Origin of the sequence: Cellulomonas taurus (genome assembly GCF_012931845.1) — a bacterium.
Classification (GTDB): domain Bacteria; phylum Actinomycetota; class Actinomycetes; order Actinomycetales; family Cellulomonadaceae; genus Cellulomonas; species Cellulomonas taurus.
In genome coordinates this window covers 2,199,875-2,220,438 of the sequence record NZ_CP051884.1, presented here as the reverse complement: position 1 = coordinate 2,220,438, position 20,564 = coordinate 2,199,875, and the positions used below count along the sequence as shown (strand labels likewise).

At 73.0% G+C, this 20,564-nt stretch carries 17 protein-coding genes; 14 read left to right on the top strand and 3 right to left on the bottom strand.

Going from position 1 to position 20,564, the window contains the following annotated elements:
- Positions 1–6 precede the first annotated feature (6 nt).
- A complete protein-coding gene (locus tag HGK68_RS10275) occupies positions 7–885 on the bottom strand; it encodes an Fpg/Nei family DNA glycosylase (protein WP_169165879.1) in 879 nt (292 codons plus the stop codon).
- Positions 886–1,397: 512 nt separating this feature from the next.
- Here HGK68_RS10275 and HGK68_RS10270 point away from each other — a divergent pair.
- Entirely contained in the window at positions 1,398–3,206 is a 1,809-nt protein-coding gene (locus HGK68_RS10270; RefSeq protein ID WP_169165878.1) for a proline--tRNA ligase, read from the top strand.
- A 144-nt stretch (positions 3,207–3,350) separates the two neighbouring features.
- Here the strand turns inward: HGK68_RS10270 and HGK68_RS10265 are convergent, their stop codons facing one another.
- Positions 3,351–4,418, bottom strand: a complete 1,068-nt coding sequence (locus HGK68_RS10265) for a DUF4439 domain-containing protein (protein WP_169165877.1) — start codon at positions 4,416–4,418, stop codon at positions 3,351–3,353.
- A 170-nt stretch (positions 4,419–4,588) separates the two neighbouring features.
- On the opposite strand from HGK68_RS10265, the gene HGK68_RS10260 reads away from it, so the two are divergent.
- The 13 genes from HGK68_RS10260 (at position 4,589) to HGK68_RS10200 (ending at position 18,638) form a co-directional block, all read left to right on the top strand.
- A complete protein-coding gene (locus tag HGK68_RS10260; protein ID WP_169165876.1) occupies positions 4,589–5,119 on the top strand; it encodes a ribosome maturation factor RimP in 531 nt (176 codons plus the stop codon).
- A gap of 1 nt (position 5,120) precedes the next feature.
- Positions 5,121–6,215 carry a transcription termination factor NusA gene (gene nusA / locus HGK68_RS10255; protein WP_169165875.1) on the top strand — a complete coding sequence of 365 codons (1,095 nt, stop codon included), beginning with the start codon at positions 5,121–5,123 and terminating at the stop codon, positions 6,213–6,215.
- Between the two features lie 35 nt (positions 6,216–6,250).
- Complete coding sequence (locus tag HGK68_RS10250; protein ID WP_169167061.1) at positions 6,251–6,547, top strand: YlxR family protein; 297 nt, start codon at positions 6,251–6,253, stop codon at positions 6,545–6,547.
- Positions 6,548–6,715: 168 nt separating this feature from the next.
- Complete coding sequence (gene infB, locus HGK68_RS10245; RefSeq protein ID WP_169165874.1) at positions 6,716–9,562, top strand: translation initiation factor IF-2; 2,847 nt, start codon at positions 6,716–6,718, stop codon at positions 9,560–9,562.
- A 110-nt stretch (positions 9,563–9,672) separates the two neighbouring features.
- Positions 9,673–10,125, top strand: a complete 453-nt coding sequence (rbfA, locus tag HGK68_RS10240; RefSeq protein WP_169165873.1) for a 30S ribosome-binding factor RbfA — start codon at positions 9,673–9,675, stop codon at positions 10,123–10,125.
- Positions 10,115–11,110 (top strand): tRNA pseudouridine(55) synthase TruB, encoded by a 996-nt coding sequence (truB, locus tag HGK68_RS10235; RefSeq protein ID WP_169165872.1) that lies wholly within the window; start codon positions 10,115–10,117, stop codon positions 11,108–11,110. Before rbfA ends, truB begins: the two co-directional genes overlap by 11 nt.
- Before the next feature lie 178 nt (positions 11,111–11,288).
- On the top strand, positions 11,289–12,305 hold the full coding sequence (locus HGK68_RS10230) for a bifunctional riboflavin kinase/FAD synthetase (protein ID WP_169167060.1): 1,017 nt from the start codon (positions 11,289–11,291) through the stop codon (positions 12,303–12,305).
- Between the two features lie 91 nt (positions 12,306–12,396).
- Positions 12,397–12,666 (top strand): 30S ribosomal protein S15, encoded by a 270-nt coding sequence (rpsO, locus tag HGK68_RS10225; RefSeq protein WP_169165871.1) that lies wholly within the window; start codon positions 12,397–12,399, stop codon positions 12,664–12,666.
- Positions 12,667–12,870: 204 nt separating this feature from the next.
- Positions 12,871–15,090 (top strand): polyribonucleotide nucleotidyltransferase, encoded by a 2,220-nt coding sequence (locus HGK68_RS10220; protein ID WP_169165870.1) that lies wholly within the window; start codon positions 12,871–12,873, stop codon positions 15,088–15,090.
- A 1-nt stretch (position 15,091) separates the two neighbouring features.
- Positions 15,092–16,426, top strand: a complete 1,335-nt coding sequence (locus HGK68_RS10215) for a M16 family metallopeptidase (protein WP_169165869.1) — start codon at positions 15,092–15,094, stop codon at positions 16,424–16,426.
- 95 nt (positions 16,427–16,521) lie between these two features.
- Positions 16,522–17,409 (top strand): hypothetical protein, encoded by an 888-nt coding sequence (locus HGK68_RS10210; protein WP_169165868.1) that lies wholly within the window; start codon positions 16,522–16,524, stop codon positions 17,407–17,409.
- 48 nt (positions 17,410–17,457) lie between these two features.
- Positions 17,458–18,168 (top strand): 4-hydroxy-tetrahydrodipicolinate reductase, encoded by a 711-nt coding sequence (gene dapB / locus HGK68_RS10205; protein ID WP_246260733.1) that lies wholly within the window; start codon positions 17,458–17,460, stop codon positions 18,166–18,168.
- Positions 18,168–18,638, top strand: a complete 471-nt coding sequence (locus tag HGK68_RS10200; protein WP_169165866.1) for a tetratricopeptide repeat protein — start codon at positions 18,168–18,170, stop codon at positions 18,636–18,638. The genes dapB and HGK68_RS10200 overlap by 1 nt, the downstream gene beginning before the upstream one ends.
- Positions 18,639–18,643: 5 nt before the next feature.
- On the opposite strand, the gene HGK68_RS10195 is transcribed toward HGK68_RS10200, so the two are convergent.
- On the bottom strand, positions 18,644–20,416 hold the full coding sequence (locus HGK68_RS10195; RefSeq protein ID WP_169165865.1) for a putative bifunctional diguanylate cyclase/phosphodiesterase: 1,773 nt from the start codon (positions 20,414–20,416) through the stop codon (positions 18,644–18,646).
- Between the last annotated feature and the right edge of the window lie 148 nt (positions 20,417–20,564).

The window sequence follows — 20,564 nt, the reverse complement described above, 5'->3', positions numbered from 1 at the left end:
CCGCGATCACCGCAGCAGCCGGGACATCCGCCGATCCGCGAGTGGTGTCCCACCGGTCTGGCAGGTCGGGCAGTACTGCAGCGACGAATCGGCGAACGACACCTCGTGCACGGTGTCGCCGCAGGGCACCCCGTCCCACCCGGGGCACGGCTCACCGGTGCGGCCGTGCACCCGCATCCCGCGCCGCTTGCTGTCCTTGAGCTCGGCCGCCGGTCGGCCCGCCGACGCCGCCACCGCCTCGGTCAGCACGTCGTGCACCGCGGCGTGCAGCCGTGCGGTGTGCTCCTCATCGAAGGAGCGGGTGAGCGCGAACGGACTGGTCCGTGCCACCAGCAGGATCTCGTCCGAGTAGGCGTTGCCGATCCCCGCGATCAGGTGTTGATCGCGCAGCAGCCCCTTGATCTGCTGGTTCCTCGCCGCCATCAGATCGGCCAGTCGCTGCACGGTGAACTCCTCGGAGAGCGGGTCGACCCCGAGGGAGGCGATCTGCGGCACCTCGGCCGGGTCGTGGACCAGGTACACCGCGAGGCGCTTGCGGGTCCCCGCCTCCGTGAGGTCGAAGCCGGAGTCGTCGTCCAGCCGTACCCGCAGGGCGAGCGGTGAGCGGCCGGGGCGGACCGGGGTGCCGGGCAGCGCGTCGGACCAGCGCAGCCAGCCCGCCCGGGCCAGGTGGAACACCAGGTGCAGGTCGGTGCCCACCGCCAGATCCAGCCACTTGCCGTGCCGTCGCGCGTCGGTGACCGTGCCGCCCACCAGGGCGTCCGGCGCGGGGGAGAAGGTCTTCAGCGCACTGATCGCCCCCACCTCCACGGCGGCCACGGTGCGGCCCACGGTGCGGTCCCGCAGGAACTGGGCGAGCGACTCGACTTCGGGCAACTCCGGCATCGGACCATCGTGGCGCAGCCCCGTCGACCCCGCAGCCCCGTCGACCCCGCAGCCCCGTCGACCCCGCAGCCCCGCCGACCCGCAGCCCTGTCCGTGCCGCGCCCCGTCCGCCCCGCAGTCCTGTCCGTGCCACGCCCCGTCCGCCCCGCAGCCCTGTCCGTGCCGCACCCCGTCCGCCGCGCAGTCCACCCGCCGGACCGGCTCGGGGCGGTCCGGGCGATATGTCGCTCGCCTTGTGCGAAACACCGGACGAAACGCCGACGGTTGGTGCTTGTCACAGGGGATATGACCTAGAGTCGTGCCAGCGCTCCACACGGGGCGTACCTCCACTACAGGGGCCGACCCTTCGGGTTCGGTGTGGAGGTGCGCCGCCCCGGTCATCGCACCGGGGTGGTCGCCAGGGGATGCCCGGACGTGTCACAGGGGGCCGTCCGGGCACACCCCCGCAGCCGACATCGCACGGTCTGCGGGGGTGACCCCCTCCGCACCCGGCGGGCCACTAGGCTGCAGCCATGCTCCTACGCCTGTCCACGCTCTTCCTCCGCACGCTGCGGGAGGACCCCGCCGACGCCGAGGTGGCCAGCCACAAGCTGCTCATCCGGGCCGGATACATCCGCCGGGCCGCCCCGGGGATCTACACCTGGCTGCCGCTCGGACTCCGGGTGCTGGCCAAGGTCGAGCAGGTCGTGCGCGAGGAGATGGTGGCGGCGGGCGCGCAGGAGGTGCACTTCCCGGCGCTGCTGCCCCGCGAGCCCTACGAGGCGACCGGGCGGTGGACCGAGTACGGCCCGAACCTGTTCCGGCTCAAGGACCGTCGCGAGGTCGACTACCTGCTCGCCCCAACCCACGAGGAGATGTTCACCCTCCTGGTCAAGGACCTGTACTCGTCCTACAAGGAGCTGCCGCTGGCGCTCTTCCAGATCCAGACCAAGTACCGCGACGAGGCCCGCCCCCGCGCCGGTCTGATCCGTGGCCGTGAGTTCATCATGAAGGACGCCTACTCCTTCGACCTGGACGACGAGGGTCTGGAGGCGTCGTACCAGCTGCAGCGCGCCGCCTACCAGCGGATCTTCGACCGGTTGGGCCTGGAGTACGTGATCGTGGCCGCCACCTCCGGTGCGATGGGCGGCTCGCGGTCCGAGGAGTTCCTCACCCCGACCGCGATCGGCGAGGACACCTTCGTCCGCTCGCCCGGTGGGTACGCGGCGAACGTCGAGGCGGTGACCACCGTCGTGCCCCCGGCCGTCGACTTCTCCGACGCCCCGGCCGCGCACGTCGAGGACACCCCGGACACCCCGACGATCGAGTCGCTGGTTGCGGTCGCGAACGCGGCGCACCCGCGGGCCGACCGGCCGTGGACCGCCGCCGACACCCTGAAGAACGTGGTGCTCGCCCTGGTGCATCCCACCGGGGAGCGCGAGCTCCTGGTGGTGGGCCTGCCCGGTGACCGTGAGGTCGACCTCAAGCGGCTGGAGGCGAACCTGTCCCCGGCCGAGGTCGAGACCGCGGTCGAGGCGGACTTCGCTGCGCACCCCGAGCTGGTCAAGGGCTACATCGGCCCCGGCGTGCTCGGCCCGAACGCGGAGGGCAAGGCGATCGACGACGAGGGTCGTACCGCCGTGCGCTACCTGCTCGACCCGCGCGTGGTCACCGGCACCCGGTGGATCACCGGTGCGAACCAGCCCGGCCGGCACGTCTTCGACCTGGTCGCCGGACGCGACTTCACCGCCGACGGCACCATCGAGGCCGCCGAGGTGCGTGCGGGCGACCCGGCACCGGACGGCTCCGGACCGCTGGAGCTGGCCCGTGGCATCGAGATCGGGCACATCTTCGCCCTCGGCCGCAAGTACGCGCAGGCCCTCGGCCTGACCGTGCTGGACCAGAACGGCAAGTCCCAGGTGGTCACCATGGGTTCGTACGGCATCGGGGTGACCCGGGTGCTGGCATCGCTGGCGGAGGCGAACCACGACGAGAAGGGCCTCGCCTGGCCCGCCAAGGTCGCGCCGGCCCAGGTGCACGTGGTCGCCACCGGCAAGGACAGCGCCGTGTTCGAGGCCGCCGAGGCGCTGGCGACCACCCTGGACGCGCGGGGCATCGAGGTGCTCTACGACGACCGGCCGAAGGTCTCGCCCGGCGTGAAGTTCGCCGACGCCGAACTGCTGGGTGTCCCGTTGGTGGCCGTGGTGGGTCGCGGCCTGGCCGACGGCGTGATCGAGGTGCGGCCCCGGGTGGTCACCCCCGACGGTCCGCAGTCCGAGCAGGTGCCGGTCGAGCAGGCAGCCGACCGGATCGCCGAGCTGGTGGACGCCCTGCTCGCCTGAGCACGAGCACGACGCGCGGACGCGCTCACGGCCCGGTCGGAGTCTCCGGCCGGGCCGTTCGCATGTCGGCGGACCCCGATCCCGGACTCAGCGGATCGCGGGGACCGTGCCGGGCCGGAGGCTCCCGGGTTCGGCACGGAGGGGTCAGGCGCCGTCCAGCCCGTCCATGCCCGGCAGGGCGGTGGCGGTCCCGCCCCAGCGGAGCTGATCGAGGGCCGCGCCGCGCAGGCGGTCGACCAGCACGGTGCGCTCCGGGGTGTCCGCGTCGCTGGCCAGCAGGGCGTCGGCGTAGACGTCGGCGAGTCGGCGCTCCAGGGCCGCGCAGGAGGTGCGCGCCGTGTCGGCGTCGGCGGCGGCAGCGCCCAGGTCGTAGACCACCCGGCGCGGGTCCTGCGCGGTCCCCGCGATCCCGGCCAGCCGCGCCCAGTCCTCGGCGCGCGCCCGGTGGCTGCGTGCCTGCGCCAGCGCTGCGGTGCGGGCGGTGTCGGACAGCCGGGCCGCCGCGACCTCGTAGCCGTAGCCCGCCTGGTCCTCGGCGAGGGTCAGCGCGGTCACGGAGGCGGAGCCCAGCGCCGGGGTCCCCGTGGTGGCGGCACCGGCTCCGGAGCCGGATCCGTCGCCGTCGGTGGCAGCCGAGGTGGCAGTGTCCGCAGGGCCCGCAGTGTCCACAGGGTCTGAGGTCTCTGAAGCGTCCGCAGTGAGTGCCGGGATGTCGGTGCCCAGGGCGGTGGCGAGCTGGGTGGCCTGCTGCGCGCGGGCGGCGGCGATCGCGGCCAGCAGGCGCGCGGTGCCCGAGTCGGAGGCGGCCAGGGCGTCGGAGCGCGCACGGACCGCCGTGCTGCCGAGCAGGGTCAGGAGCGCCGGGGCATCGGCCACCGGCGCCGTCGTCGTGCTCGGCGACGGGGTGGGCTCCGGCAGGCCCGAGTCGTACTCGCCGCCGAGGGCCGTCACGTGGGCGGACGCCGCGTCGTGCACCAGGGTCAGCACCGGGGCGACCCCGGCGTCGGCACCCGCCAGCAGGTGCTCGGACCCGGCGGCCAGCGCGAGGGCGTCATCCACCGAACCCGCACGCAGCGCCTCGGCGGCATCCGGGGTCGGCTCGGTCGGATCCGGGGTCTCCAGCCGCAGCCCGCAGCCGGACAGGGCCAGGACGGCGACCGTGACCAGGGCGGCGAGACGGTTGCGGCGACGGGGCGCGGACGTGGTGCTCATCACGCGCGATCCTGCCATGAACCGCGTCGGCCCTCGGAGTCAGTAGGCTGGGGTCAGCAAGGGACGGTCCGCCGAACCGACGCAGCGCGCCAGGAATGACAACCACACACCGTCAGCTCTCTCGCCTCGTCGCTGGCGGGCGTCCGAGGAAGCCGACTTCAGGAGGACTCATGTCCGCGCCGAGCAGCGAGATCCGCGAGCTCGTGGAACCCCTGGTGTCCACCGCCGGTCTGTGGTTGGAGGATGTGGAGCTGGTGCGCGAGAGCGGCCGCCACGTCCTGCGGGTCGTGGTGGATGCTCCGGAGGAGGCCGACGACTCGGTCGACCTGGACGCGGTCGCCTCGGTGACCCGCGCGGTCGCCGACGCGTTGGAGACCATCGACCACCGTCTGCCCGAGCGGTACACCCTCGAGGTGTCCACCCGGGGCGCGACCGCCCCGATGACGGCACGCCGTCACTTCACCCGGGCGATCGGTCGCCTGGTGGCGCTGGAGCTGGCGGACGGTGCCGCTCTGCGCGGCCGTCTGGTCGAGGTCGAGCCGGAGGGCGCCGACGAGGCGACCCTGATCGTCACGCCGGAGACCCCCGGGGTGAAGGGCCGACCGGCGAAGGTGGGTGACCCGGTGCGCACGCCGCTGTCGGCGGTGCGTGCGGGTGTGGTCGAGGTGGAGCTGCGCGGCGGCAAGGACGAGGAGGACTGACATGGACATCGACATGCAGGCACTGCGGTTGATCGAGCGCGAGCGTGAGATCAGCCTGGACGTGCTGGTCTCCGCGATCGAGCAGGCGTTGCTCTCCGCGTACCACCGCACCCCGGACGCCTACCCGGACGCCCGGGTGGAGCTCGACCGGCGGTCCGGGCACGTGACCGTCTGGGCGCGCGAGCGGATCACCGTCGCCCCCGCTGAGCCGGAGCCGGCCGAGGGCGACGGCGAGGCAGGGGAGTCGGCGATGGTCGCCGCCCCGCCGCGCACCGAGCTGGGCCCGGAGTTCGACCACACGCCGACCGGCTTCGGCCGGATCGCGACCGCCACCGCCCGCCAGGTGATCGTGCAGCGGCTGCGCGACGCCGAGGACGACCAGGTGCTCGGCCAGTTCCGCGACAAGCAGGGCGAGGTGCTGTCCGGGGTGATCCAGCAGGGTCGCGACCCGCGGGTGGTGCTGGTGGACGTCGGCGGCACCGAGGCGGTGCTGCCGCAGCACGAGCAGGTGCCCGGCGAGGAGTACCCGCACGGCGCCCGGATCCGCGCCTACGTGCTGGATGTGGCCCGGGGACCGAAGGGGCCGCAGATCACGCTGTCCCGCACCCACCCGAACCTGGTGCGCAAGCTCTTCGAGCTGGAGGTGCCGGAGATCGCCGAGGGCAGCGTGGAGATCACCGCGCTCGCCCGCGAGTCGGGTCACCGCACCAAGATGGCGGTGCGCTCGCACGTGCAGGGCCTGGGTGCCAAGGGCGCCTGCATCGGCCCGATGGGCGCCCGGGTGCGCGCGGTGATGGCCGAGCTGCAGGGCGAGAAGATCGACATCGTCGACCACTCGGACGACCCGGCGGAGATGGTGCGACACGCCCTGTCCCCGGCGCGCGTGGTCTCGGTCACGGTGGTGGACCCCGACACCCGGGCGGCGCGGGTCGTCGTGCCGGACTACCAGCTGTCTCTGGCGATCGGCAAGGAGGGCCAGAACGCCCGTCTGGCCGCGAAGCTGACCGGCTGGCGGATCGACATCCGGTCCGACGCCGCGGAGGCGACCGGGGCCCTCGCCGAGCCGGTCGCGGGGTCCGACGGTCTCAACCGTTGACCTCGCGCGCTAGACTCGACGTGGCTGGGCAGGTCATGTCCGGCATTCCCCGTGAGCGCGGCAGGTCGAATCCTGTCCGCACCTGCGTGGGATGCCGCCAGATCGGCCCGAGGTCGGCCCTGACGCGGGTCGTCGCCACGCCCACCACCACCGAGGCCGAGCCCCGGGTGCTGGTGGTGGACGTGACGCGGTCGCTGCCGGGCCGGGGGGCGTGGCTACACCCCGAACCTCATTGCCTCGAGCTCGCCGAGCGCCGTCGTGCGTTTCCCCGAGCCCTGCGGATCGCAGGGCCGGTGGATCTCACAGCGGTGCACCGGCACCTCGGGGCATGAGGAGCATCGGTCACCGGGACCTCCGGTGGCCGGGAGCACCGTCGACATGGGAAGCGGGTCGAGAGCCGATGGCTGCCCGATGAGCACCTACCGATGAGTACCCAGCGATGAGTACCCAGCACTAACGACGGTCCGACCCTGTCCGGGCGGACCGAGACAGGGAGAGATGTGGCCAAGGTCCGCGTCTACGAGCTCGCCAAGGAGCTCGGCGTTGATAGCAAGACCCTCATGACCAAGCTGAACGAACTCGGTGAGTTCGTGCGCTCGGCGTCCTCGACGATCGAGCCGCCGGTGGTCCGCAAGCTGCGGGACACCTACCCGGCCGCCGGAGGCGGCGACAGCAAGGCGGAGTCCAAGCCGAAGCCTGCGCCCAAGCCGGCTGCGAAGCCCGCTGCCGCGGCACCGGCACCCGCCACCCCGGCCGAGGCACCGGCCGCCGAGGCAGCTCCGGCTGCCGCTTCGGCACCGGCCGCCACCCCGGCCCCGAGCAAGCCCGCACCGGCCCCCAAGCCGGCACCCGCCGCCCCCGCGGAGACCCCGGCCCCGGCCGCGGACTCCGGTGAGGGCCGTGCACCCCGTCCGGGCGCGCCGCGTCCCAGCGGCCCCCGTCCGGGCAACAACCCGTTCGCGCCGTCCCAGGGCATGCCCCGCTCCGGCGGATCGCGCTCCGGTGGCGAGCGTGCACCGCGTCCGGGCAACAACCCGTTCGCCTCCTCGCAGGGCATGCCCCGCCCGGGTGAGCGTCGTTCCGAGGCCCCCGCGGCTCAGGCCGGCGCTGCCGGTGGTGGCGAGCGTTCCGGTGGCCCGCGTCCGGGCGGTCCCCGTCCGGGTGGCCCGCGTCCGGCGGCTCCGCGCCCCGGCGGCGGCGCCCGTCCGAACCCGGGCATGATGCCGGGTCGGTCCACCAGTGGGGTGGGTCGTCCGGGTGAGCGTCCGGCCCGTCCCGGCGGCGGTGGCCGTCCGGGTGGCGGTGGTGGTTACGGCGGCGGTGGCGCCGGTCGTCCCGGTGGCGGTGGCGGTTTCGCCGGTCGTCCCGGTGGCGGTGGCGGCGGTCCCCGCGGTGCCGGTGGTCGTGGCAGCACCCAGGGTGCCTTCGGGCGCGCCGGGGGCCGTCCGGTCCGAGGCCGGAAGTCGAAGCGCGCGAAGCGTCAGGAATTCGAGCAGATGCAGGCGCCGTCGCTCGGCGGCGTGCAGGTGCCCCGGGGCAACGGCTCCACGGTCATCCGCCTGCGTCACGGCGCCTCGCTGAACGACTTCGCGGACAAGATCGACGCGAACCCGGCGTCGCTGGTCACCGTCCTGTTCCACCTGGGCGAGATGGCCACGGCCACCCAGTCCCTGGACGAGGACACCTTCGGGACCCTGGCGGCCGAGCTCGGCTACCGGGTCGAGATGGTCTCGGCGGAGGAGGAGGACCGGGAGCTGCTCGGTTCCTTCGACATCGACCTGGACCAGGAGCTGGCCGACGAGGACGACTCGCAGCTGCAGGCCCGTCCGCCGGTCGTGACCGTCATGGGTCACGTCGACCACGGTAAGACGAAGCTGCTGGACGCCATCCGGTCCACCGACGTGGTGGCCGGTGAGGCGGGTGGGATCACCCAGCACATCGGTGCCTACCAGGTGCGTGCCGAGCACGAGGGCGTCGAGCGTCCGATCACCTTCATCGACACCCCGGGTCACGAGGCGTTCACCGCCATGCGTGCCCGTGGTGCCCAGGTGACCGACATCGCGATCCTGGTGGTCGCGGCGGACGACGGCGTGATGCCGCAGACCGTCGAGGCTCTGAACCACGCCCAGGCGGCCGGTGTGCCGATCGTGGTCGCGGTGAACAAGGTCGACAAGGAGGACGCCAACCCGGCGAAGATCCGTCAGCAGCTCACCGAGTACAACCTGGTGGCCGAGGAGTACGGCGGCGACACCATGTTCGTCGACGTGTCGGCCCGCCAGCGGATGGGCATCGACCAGCTGCTGGAGGCCGTCCTGCTGACCGCCGACGCGGCGCTCGACCTGCGGGCGAACCCCGACAAGGACGCGCGTGGTGTGGCGATCGAGGCCAACCTGGACAAGGGTCGCGGTTCCGTGGCCACCGTCCTGGTCCAGTCCGGCACGCTGCACGTCGGTGACGCGATCGTCGCCGGCACCGCCCACGGTCGTGTCCGTGCGATGTTCGACGAGCACGGCAACGCGCTGACCGAGGCGGGCCCGGCCCGTCCGGTGCAGGTCCTGGGTCTGGCGTCCGTGCCGAGTGCCGGTGACACCTTCCTGGTGGCTCCGGACGAGCGCACCGCCCGTCAGATCGCCGAGAAGCGTGAGGCCGCCGAGCGTGCCGCCCTGCTGGCCAAGCGCCGCAAGCGGATCAGCCTCGAGGACTTCACCAAGGCGCTCGAGCTGGGCAAGGTCGAGACCCTCAACCTGGTCATCAAGGGTGACGTCTCCGGTGCCGTCGAGGCCCTGGAGGATGCGCTGCTCAAGATCGACGTGGGCGAGGAGGTCGACCTGCGCGTGATCCACCGCGGCGTCGGCGCGATCACCCAGAACGACGTGAACCTGGCCACGGTGGACAACGCCGTGATCATCGGCTTCAACGTCAAGTTCGGTGAGCGGGTCGAGGAGCTGGCGGACCGCGAGGGTGTCGAGGTCAAGTTCTACTCGGTCATCTACGCGGCGATCGACGACGTCGAGGCGGCCCTCAAGGGCATGCTCAAGCCGGAGTACGAGGAGGTGCAGCTCGGTACCGCCGAGGTGCGCGAGGTCTTCCGCTCCTCCAAGGCCGGGAACATCGCCGGTTCGCTGGTCCGCTCCGGGGAGATCCGCCGGAACAGCAAGGCCCGGGTGCTCCGCGACGGCAAGGTGATCGGGGACAACCTGACCATCGACTCGCTGAAGCGCTTCAAGGACGACGCCGTCGAGGTCCGCGAGGGCTACGAGTGCGGTATCGGCCTCGGGTCGTACAACGACATCCGCGAGGGTGACGTCATCGAGACCTGGGAGATGCGCGAGAAGCCGCGCGTCTGACCGGCTCACCGGTGGGCCCGTACCCGCGCCGCTCGGCGTGAGGTGCGGGCCCGCCGTCGTCCGGGGGAAGATCCTCCGAACAGCACTGACGTAGGAAAGAGAGAGCAGTCATGGTGGACCACCCCCGGGCACGCAAGGTCGCCGACCGGATCCAGCAGGTCGTCGCGCAGATGATCGACACCCGGATCAAGGACCCGCGCCTCGGCTTCGTCACCGTCACCGACGTCCGGGTGACCGGCGACCTGCAGCACGCCAGCGTGTTCTACACGGTGTTCGGCGACGAGGAGGCACGGCAGGGCAGCGCGGCGGCCCTCAAGAGCGCCACCGGTCTGATCCGCTCCGAGGTCGGCAAGCAGCTGGGCGTGCGCCTGACCCCGACGCTGGAGTTCGTCCTGGACGCCGTGCCGGAGACCGCCGCCCACCTGGACGCCGCCCTCCTGGAGGCAGCGCGCCGGGACAAGGAGCTGGAGGCGCTGGCCGCCCAGGCGACCTACGCCGGCGACGCGGACCCGTACAAGAAGCCCGCCGACGACGAGGACGACCTCGACGACGATGCCCGCTGACCAGCGCGACCAGCGCGACCAGCGCGACCAGCGCGACCAGCGCGACCAGCGTGACCAGCGCGACCGTCGGCCGGATCGGCCCCGTCGCCCGACCGCGGCCGACGGTCTGCTGATCGTCGACAAGCCGGCCGGCTGGACCAGTCACGACGTGGTCGCCAAGGCCCGGTGGCTGGCGGGGACCCGCAAGGTGGGGCACGCGGGGACCCTGGACCCGATGGCCACCGGCGTGCTGGTGCTTGGGGTCGGTCGGGCCACCCGGCTGCTCACCTGGGTGACCGGGGCGGACAAGGAGTACCGGGCGACGATCCGGCTGGGCGAGTCGACCACCACGGACGACGCCGAGGGCGAATCGGTGTCCCGGGTGCCGGTCACGGCGGTCCCGGCGGGGCTGACGGCGGCGGTGGCGGAGCTGACCGGGGCGATCCAGCAGGTGCCCAGCGCGGTCAGCGCGATCAAGGTGGACGGTCAGCGCGCCTACGCCCGGGTGCGCGCCGGCGAGGACGTGCAGCTGGCCGCTCGGCCGGTGACGGTGCACGAGTTCGAGGTCGGCGACATCCGGGTCGGCGGCGACGCGGTGGACGTCGACGTGCGCGTGGTCTGCTCCTCCGGCACCTACATCCGCGCGCTGGCCCGCGACCTCGGTGCCGCGCTCGGGGTCGGCGGACACCTGACCATGCTGCGCCGGACCCGGGTGGGCGGCTATCCGATCACCGCCGCCCGGTCGCTGGCGGAGCTGGAGGAGTGGCCGATGGACACTCCGGTCGACACCCTGCCGCTGGCCGAGGCGGCGCGGGCCACCTTCCCGACCCGTGACCTGACGGCGGACGAGGCCCGCGCGCTGGGGCACGGCCAGCGGATCGCGCCCAGCGGGGTGGACGGCGCCGAGCGCACCGTGGCGGCGATCGCACCCGACGGGACGCTGGTGGCGCTGATCGAGGACCGCGGTCCGCAGGCGCGGCCGGTGCTGGTCTTCGCCGGGTCGTGACACGCATCCGGATCGGCGTGGCAGGCTTACCCGGGCTGGAACGGTCGCCGGGTCGGGCCACGCCGTGTCCACCGGGGCCGATCGCGTGAGCGTGGCGGCCCGGACGGTCGCGGCGGACGGACCGGCGGTGGACGTTCCCGCAGACGGACAGGCAGACGGACAGAGAGTGGAGCAGCGCGTGCAGTGCTGGACCGGACTCGGGCAGGTGCCCGAGGACTTCGGACCGTCGGTGGTGACCATCGGGAACTTCGACGGCGTGCACCGGGGGCACCGCAGCGTGCTGGCGCGGATGATCGACGACGCCCGGACCGCGGGCCTGGCCACCGTGGCGATCACCTTCACCCCGCACCCGCAGCGGGTGCACCGGCCGGAGACCGCTCCGCCGCTGCTGACCGGCGACGCCGACCGGCTGGAACTGCTGGCGGAGACCGGCTTGGACGCGGTGCTCCTGGTGGACTACACCCTGGACTTCGCCCGGCAGACCCCGGAGGAGTTCGTGCGGGGCTACCTGGTCGACGGGCTGCGGGCGCGCACCGTCGTGGTCGGCCGGGACGTGCGCTTCGGTCGGGACAATGCCGGTGACCTGGACACGATGCGGGCACTGGGGGAGCGGTTCGGCTTCACCGTCCGGGTGATCGAGGACGTGACCGGCGCCCCGGATGCCACGGCAGCCGAGGAGGGTGACCGGCGCTGGTCCTCCACCTGGGTGCGCGAACTGTTGGCCGCGGGCGACGTGCGGGCGGCGCAGAGGGTGCTGGGCCATCCGCACCGGATGCGCGGCGTGATCGTGCACGGCGACGCCCGGGGACGTGAGCTCGGCTTCCCGACCGCGAACCTGGAGCCGGAGGCCGAGGGCATGGTCCCCGCCGACGGCGTCTACGCCGGGTGGCTGCGGGTGGTGCGGCCGGACGGTGCGGCGCAGGACGCGACGGCTCCGTCCGCCGCCTGCGCGCCGTTGCCGGCCGCGATCTCGGTCGGCACCAACCCGACCTTCGACGGGGCGCAGCGGCGGGTGGAGGCCTATGTGCTCGATCGCACCGACCTCGACCTCTACGGCGCCCAGGTGGTGCTGGAGTTCGTCGCCCGGATGCGGCCGACGCTGCGGTTCACCGACATCGACGCGTTGATCGAGCAGATGCACGTCGACGTCGACGGGGTGCGCGAGGTGCTCGGCGCCTCCGACGCGCCCAACTGATAAGGTTGCATCGCCGTCAGAACGGCCGCGGACCGAGAGCGCCCGGGTGGACCTGCCCCGGAGCACCGCGCAACGAATTTCAAGGAGAGTCGTGCCCCTCGACATCGACACCAAGAAGTCCATCATCGCCGAGTACGCCACCCACGAGGGTGACACCGGCTCCCCGGAGGTCCAGATCGCGCTGCTGACCCGGCGGATCAACGACCTGAACGAGCACCTCAAGGAGCACAAGCACGACCACCACAGCCGGCGCGGCCTGCTGCTGCTGGTCGGCCAGCGTCGTCGGCTCCAGGCGTACCTGCAGAAGACCGACATCACCCGCTACCGCGCGCTGATCGAGCGCCTCGGCCTGCGGCGATGATCGCCTGACCAGCCCGGACCCCACACGGGGTCCGGGCTGGTCCTGCGTCAGGGGTCGGATACCCCGGGCGCTTCACTCGAAACACCCCGAGCGCCCCGTTCGGTCTCGTCCGGTCCTCGGTAGTGGGCCACGGAGCACGTCTCCGTGGACCTCGATCGAAGACCGCCGTGGCCAGGGCGCTCACGAACCCGAAGGAGGGCACCCGTGGAGGGTCCCGAGATCCAGTTCGCCGAGGCCGTCATTGACAACGGCACGTTCGGCACCCGTACCGTCCGCTTCGAGACCGGTCGGCTGGCCAAGCAGGCCGCCGGTTCCGCGATGGCCTACCTCGACGGCGAGACCGCCCTGCTGTCGGCCACCACGGCGGGCAAGCACCCCAAGGACCAGTTCGACTTCTTCCCGCTGACGGTGGACGTCGAGGAGCGGCAGTACGCCGCCGGCAAGATCCCCGGCTCGTTCTTCCGCCGCGAGGGTCGCCCGTCCACCGACGCGATCCTGGCCTGCCGCCTGATCGACCGCCCGCTGCGCCCGCTGTTCGTCAAGGGCCTGCGCAACGAGGTCCAGGTCGTCATCACCGTGCTGGCGATCCACCCGGACGACGCCTACGACGTCCTGGCGATCAACGCCGCGTCGATCTCCACCCAGATCTCCGGCCTGCCGTTCTCCGGCCCGGTCGGTGCGGTGCGGATCGCGCTGATCGACGGCCAGTGGGTCGCCTTCCCCCGGTACACCGAGCGGGAGCGCGCCACCTTCGAGATCGTCGTGGCCGGTCGTGTCGTCGGTGACGACGTGGCGATCGCCATGATCGAGGCCGAGGCGCCGGAGAAGTCCTGGAACCTGATCAAGGACGAGGGCGGCGTCGCGCCGACCGAGGAGATCGTGGCCCAGGGCCTCGAGGCCTCCAAGCCCTTCATCAAGGCCCTGGTCGAGGCGCAGCAGCAGCTGGCCGCCCAGGCCGCCAAGGAGGTGCGGGAGTTCCCGACCTTCCCGGACTACCAGCCGGACGCGTACGCCGCCGTGGAGAAGGCCGCCGAGGCCAAGCTGCACGAGGCGATGTCCATCGCCGACAAGCAGTCCCGCGAGTCCCGTCAGGACGAGGTCAAGGCCGAGGTCCTGGACGAGCTGGCAGCCCAGTTCGAGGGTCGCGAGAAGGAGCTGTCCGCCGCGGTCCGCGCCGTGACCAAGAAGGTCATCCGCCAGCGGATCCTGACCGACGGCTTCCGGATCGACGGGCGTGGCCTGCGGGACATCCGCACCCTGTCCGCCGAGGTCGAGGTCCTGCCCCGCGTGCACGGCTCGGCGCTGTTCGAGCGCGGCGAGACCCAGATCATGGGTGTCACCACGCTGAACATGCTCCGGATGGAGCAGCAGCTGGACACGCTGTCCCCGGAGACCCGCAAGCGGTACATGCACAACTACAACTTCCCGCCCTACTCCACCGGTGAGACCGGTCGGGTGGGTTCGCCGAAGCGCCGCGAGATCGGTCACGGCGCGCTGGCCGAGCGGGCGATCATGCCCGTGCTGCCCAGCCGCGAGGAGTTCCCCTACGCGATCCGTCAGGTCTCCGAGGCCCTCGGCTCCAACGGGTCCACCTCGATGGGCTCGGTCTGCGCCAGCACCCTGTCGCTGCTGAACGCCGGTGTGCCGCTGCGCGCCCCGGTCGCCGGTATCGCGATGGGCCTGGTGTCCGACACCGTCGACGGCCAGACGCGCTACGCCGCGCTGACCGACATCCTCGGTGCCGAGGACGCCTTCGGTGACATGGACTTCAAGGTCGCGGGTACCCGCGACTTCGTCACCGCGATCCAGCTCGACACCAAGCTGGACGGCATCCCGGCCTCCGTGCTCGCCGACGCCCTGACCCAGGCGAAGGAGGCTCGCCTGGCGATCCTCGACGTCCTGAACGAGGCGATCGACGTCCCGGACGAGATGTCGCCGTTCGCGCCGCGCGTGATCTCGGTGAAGGTGCCGGTCGACAAGATCGGCGAGGTCATCGGCCCGAAGGGCAAGATGATCAACCAGATCCAGGAGGAGACCGGCGCCGACATCTCCATCGAGGACGACGGCACGGTCTACATCGGCGCCACCGACGGTCCGTCGGCGGAGGCCGCGCGGGCGGCGATCAACGCGATCGCCAACCCGCACATGCCCGAGGTGGGCGAGCGCTTCGTGGGCACCGTGGTCAAGACCACGACCTTCGGCGCCTTCGTCTCCCTGTCCCCGGGCAAGGACGGTCTGCTGCACATCTCGCAGATCCGTCGCCTGGTCGGCGGCAAGCGGGTGGAGAACGTCGAGGACGTGCTGAAGATCGGCCAGAAGGTCCAGGTCGAGATCGGCGAGATCGACCCGCGCGGCAAGCTCTCGCTGCACGCCGTGGTCGAAGAGGCAGCGGACGAGTCCTCGGACGAGAAGGCCGACGCCTGACGTGCCACTGCACCTTCCGCTCGTCGCCCCGGGTGAGTCCGGGGCCGAGCTGACCCATTCCGGGCAGGACGGTGACGACATCCGTCGTTCCGTCCTGCCCGGCGGGGTCCGCCTGCTCACCGAGCGCGTGCCCGGCATGCGCTCGGTGAGTGTGGGCGCCTGGGTCGGTGTCGGGTCCCGGGACGAGAGCGACGGCCACCACGGCTCGACGCACTTCCTGGAGCACCTGCTGTTCAAGGGCACCGCCCGGCGGTCGGCGATGGACATCGCCGAGGCGTTCGACGAGGTCGGTGGCGAGGCGAACGCCGCCACCGGCAAGGAGCACACCTGCTACTACGCACGGGTGCTCGACGAGGACCTGACGATGGCGACCGACGTGATCGCCGACATGGTCACCTCCGCCCGGCTGGACGCCGACGAGCTGGAGACCGAGCGCGGGGTCATCCTCGAAGAGCTCGCGATGAACGACGACGACCCGAGCGACGTGGCGCACGAGCGCTTCGCCTCGGTAGTCCTGGGCGACCACGAGCTGGGTCGCCCGATCGGTGGCACGCCGGACACGATCCGTGCGGTGCCCCGCGACGCGGTGTGGGAGCACTACCGTCAGCACTACCGCCCCGACACCCTGGTGGTCACCGCCGCGGGCGGGGTGGATCACGACGCACTGGCCGACCAGGTGGTGCGGGCACTGACCGACGGCGGCTGGGAGCTGCCGTCCGGTCTCGCCCCCGCCGGTCGCCGGACCGCCCCCGGGCCGACCTCCGCGGTGATCCCGGCCGGTGGCACCCGGGTCACCGTCACCCGCAGCACCGAGCAGGCGAACGTCCTGGTCGGCGGGGTGGGGATCACCGCCACCGACCCGCGCCGGTTCACGCTGTCGGTGCTGAACGCGGTCCTCGGCGGCGGGATGTCCTCCCGGCTGTTCCAGGAGATCCGGGAGAAGCGCGGTCTGGCGTACTCGACCTACTCCTTCGCCTCCGGGCACGCCGACACCGGGGTCTTCGGCCTCTACGCCGGGTGCACCCCCGCCAAGGTGGACCAGGTCACCGAGCTGCTGATCGCCGAGTGGGAGCGCCTGGCCGACGGAGGCATCACCGACGCCGAGCTGCGGCGCTCGATCGGTCAGCTGTCCGGCGGGCTGGTGCTGAACCTGGAAGACTCCGGGTCGCGGATGAGCCGGCTCGGCAAGTCCGAGCTGGTGCACGGCGAGCTGCTGTCCACCGAGGAGGCGCTCGACCGGCTGCGCGCCGTCACCGCCGAACAGGTCCGGGAGCTGGCGGCCGAGCTGGCCTCCCGCCCGCGGTCGGTGGTCCGGGTCGGGCCGTTCGGCGACTGACCGGGCCGACCTGTCCGCTGCTGTCCGGTCCCGCGCGTACCGGGCGGGGTCCACAGGTCCTGACGCCGCGGGTGTCGATCGGCGAGAATGGGGCGATGAGCGCCACCGCCGTCCCGGTCCGGCGCCGCGTGCTGGTGCGCGGCGAACTCGTGCACGACCTCACGCTGCTCGCCGGGCCGGACGAGGGCTTCCGCCTGGTCCTGCCCCAGGCGCTGCCGACCCTGGTCCTGCGCGGCGGGTCGGCGGAGCGGGTCGATCTGCTGTCCGGCGACCGCCGTCCGATGGCGTCGGTGCTGTGCGGACCGAGCACCCGGCCCTGGGCGGTGCGGGACGGTCTGCCGGTCCTGGTGCTGCGATTGCGGCCGGAGGCACTGGACCGGCTCGGCGTGGCCGACCGCCGACCGCTCGTGGACGGCATGGTGCCGCTGGACGAGGTGGGGCTGGCCTCGCTGCTCGACCTGTTGCCGGTGGTCGTCTCCGAGGCGCCCGAGAGCGCCGAGCTCCCCGGACGGACCGCGCGGGGTGGCGAGGTCGGCGCGGGCAGCCGGATACCCGCGGACGGGACCGCCTGGGTCGCGCAGGGCGCCGCGATCGATGCCGCGCTGGTCGGACTCGCCGGTCCCAGCACGCCGGACACCCGTCTGCTGCGCAGCCGACTCGCCGCGGCGGTGGGCATGATCCTCGCCGAGCGCGGCTGGGTGACGACGGTGGAGGTGGCCCGGGCGGCCCAACTCCCACCGTTCGAGCTGTTCCGGATCGTCGACGCGGCGCTGGGCACCGGACCGGAGCAGCTCGCGGCCGCTCAGCGGTGGCGGTGCGCGGTGCGGGACGCGGTGCCCGCCGATGCCTCCCCGGCGCGGGTGCTGTCGGCGCTGCGCGACCTGGCCGACCTGCCCCGGGCGGAGCTGGAACGGCTCGGCACCGACCCGGGTGCCCTGGCGGTGGTCCTGCGGACGGCGGCGGGGCTGCTCGGGTTAGGGTGACCGACCGTGACGACTCTGCGGGTGGCCGTGCTGGGCGCGGCGGGACGAATGGGCCGATCCGTGGTCGAGGCGGTGAACGGTGCGCCCGATCTGGAGCTGGTGGCCGCGCTCGACCGGGACGGCGATGTGGCGGGGCTGGCGGGCACCGGGGCGCAGGTCGCCGTCGACTTCACCGTGCCCTCCGCCACCGAGGCGAATGTCACCGCGCTGGTCCGACAGGGCATCCACGCGGTGGTCGGCACCACCGGCTGGACCGAGGAGTCCCTGGGTCGGGTGCGCGGTGAGCTGGCGGCCCGGCCGGACGTCGGGGTGCTGATCGCACCGAACTTCGCGCTCGGGGCGGTGCTGGCCATGCGCTTCGCCGCGATGGCGGCCCGGTGGTTCGAGTCGGCCGAGGTGGTCGAGCTGCATCATCCGGACAAGGTGGACGCGCCCTCCGGCACCGCCCGGCACACCGCGGCGGCGATCGCCCGGGCGCGGGCCGAGGCAGGTCTGGGTCCGATGCCCGACGCCACCGACACTGGGATCGACGGCGCGCGCGGTGCCGATGTCGACGGAGTCCGGGTGCACGCGGTGCGGCTGCGCGGTCTGACCGCCCACGAGGAGATCCTGCTCGGCAACCCGGGGGAGCAGCTGACCATCCGACACGACTCCTTCGACCGGGTGAGCTTCATGCCCGGGGTGCTGCACGCGGTGCGGGCCATCGGGGCGCGGCCCGGCCTGACCGTCGGCCTCGACCAGTTGTTGGACCTGGGCTGATGGGCGGCGGTCGTCGCCGGGTCCCGCTGATCGCGGCGGTGGTGCTGACGGCACTGCTCGGTCTGTACCTGTGGGTGGTCGCGGGGCGGGCGGTGGCCCTGATCCGCACCGGTGAGCCGGTCGGCATCGCCCTGGGGATCGCCTTCGGGGTGCTGCCGCTGCTGGTGCTGGCGCTGATCGCGCGGGAGTGGATGCTGGCCATCGACGTGCAGCGGATGGCCGACACCCTGGCCGACCGGGACGAGCTACCGGTGGACGAGCTGCCGCGGTCGCCCGGCGGCCGGATCGACCGGGCGGCGGCGGTGACCGCCTTCGACGCAGCGCGCGCGGACGCGGAGCAGGCGGCGCCGGACGACTGGGGTGCCTGGTACCGGTTGGCCTTCGCCTACGAGGCGGCCGGTGACCGACGGCGGGCCCGGGCCACCCTGCGCACCGCCTCCCGGATCCATCGGGGCCGACCGGCGCGGTGACGCGGTCACCGAGGCGACATGTCGCCTCGGTGCGCGGCTGACTGAGCAGCGGGTCGGGCACCGGGTCGGGCACCGAGGTGGGTGCCGATCTGGTCGGCGGGCATCGGCCGTGCCATCCAGAATCCCTGCGCCATCGGGACGCCGGCCTCCCGGAGCGCCCGGTACTGCGCACCGTCCTCCACCCCCTCCGCCACGACCGTCAGACCGCGCTCCTGGGCGACGGCACCGACCAGCGCGACCAGCAGGCGGTCCACCGGGTCGGTCAGCATGCCGGCGATCACCGACCGGTCGATCTTCAGCACGTCCACCGGCAGCCGCGTCACCGAGCGCAGCCCGGACAGTGCGCCGCCCAGGTCGTCCAGCCCGATCCGCAGCCCACCCGCGCGGATCCGGGTCAGCTGCGGCAGGGCGCGCGCGAGCTGGGCGTCGGACGCCAGTTCGGACAGCTCGAGCCGCACCCGGGCCGGATCGAGGCGATGGGCATCGACCACCGCGAGCACCCGGTCCGCCAGGTCGTCGGCGTCCAGGGCGCTGGGGGAGAGGTTGACGTTCATCACGGTGGGTGCGCTCGGCCCCCACCGCTCGTCCCAGGCCCGCAGGTCGGCGCAGGCGCGGTCCAGCACCCACAGGTCCAGGTCGAGCGCCCGGTCCAGTGCCAGCGCGCGTGCCAGCGGCCCCGCCGGTCCGTCAACGCCCTCCGCGGTGCGCACCCGCAGCAGCGCCTCCACCTCGCGGGTCCGCCCGTCGGCCACGGTGACGATCGGCTGGTAGTACAGCTGGAGTCCCTGCGCCAGATGCTCGGGCAGTCGGGCGACCGGGCTGCCGGGCAGGGTGCCCCGGGCGATCGGCACGGGTGCGTCGGCGTCGGCGAGCCGGACCCGGTCGCCGCCCGCCTTCTTCGCGCCGTACATCGCCAGGTCCGCCTCGTGCAGCAGGTGCTCGTGACCCAGGAGCGCCCCGGCACCCACGGCGATCCCGACACTGGCCCGCGAGTGCGCCCGCACCGGCAGAGCCGGGTCGAGGTCCGCGACCACCGATCGCAGGCGTTCACCGAGGTCGAGGGCTCGTCGTCGCCAGTCGTGGTCCGGGTTCTGCGGCCCGAGCAGGTGGGCGAGGGCGAACTCGTCGCCACCGAGGCGGCCCAGCGCGTCCTGTGGACCAGCGGCCGTGGCCAGTCGACGGGCGACCGAGGCGATGAGGGCGTCGCCGGAGGGGTGCCCCAGGCTGTCGTTGACCTCCTTCAGGCGGTCCAGATCCAGGTAGGCCAGCGCGACGGCGCCCCCGGAGGCCCGGGCGGTGGCACAGAGTTGCTCCAGGTCGGCCAGGAATCCGGCCCGGGACTGCACCCCGGTCAACGGGTCATGCGACGCCTGGTGCGCGAGCTCGGTCGCCAGAGCGGCCATCAGGCTGGTCGGATCGAGGACGCCGACCGGTGTGTCGTCCGGGCCGATCACCACCATGTCCGCATACCCGTCACCGGACGTCAGGCGGTCGGCGGCCTCGGTGAGCGAGTCGGTGATCCTGACCCGCTGGGCGTCCCACCGGGCGATCTCGGACACCGGGCGGCGTGACCAGAGCGAGCGTCCGAAGCCGAACCGCCCGGTCATGGTGGTCAGGAAGTCCTTGCGGGCGACCATCCCGTAGCGCCCACCCGGCTCCCGTGGCTCGACCAGCACGGAGCTGACCGTCCACTCGGTGCGGAAGCCGTGGTCGACCGCCTCGCAGGGGGCGTCCGCCGCCACCACCACGGGGTCGGAGACCAGGTCAGCGAGGGTCACGCCGTGGACGGCCCCACGCCAGGGCGCACGCGATGCAGGTGACACGGAGGGAACATCGGCGGTTCAGCGCCCGAGTGAAGCGGTCGGCCCGGTTGTTCGGCCACCGTTCACCGTGCAGCCGTGCCGCCGTGCCGCCGTGCCGCCGTGC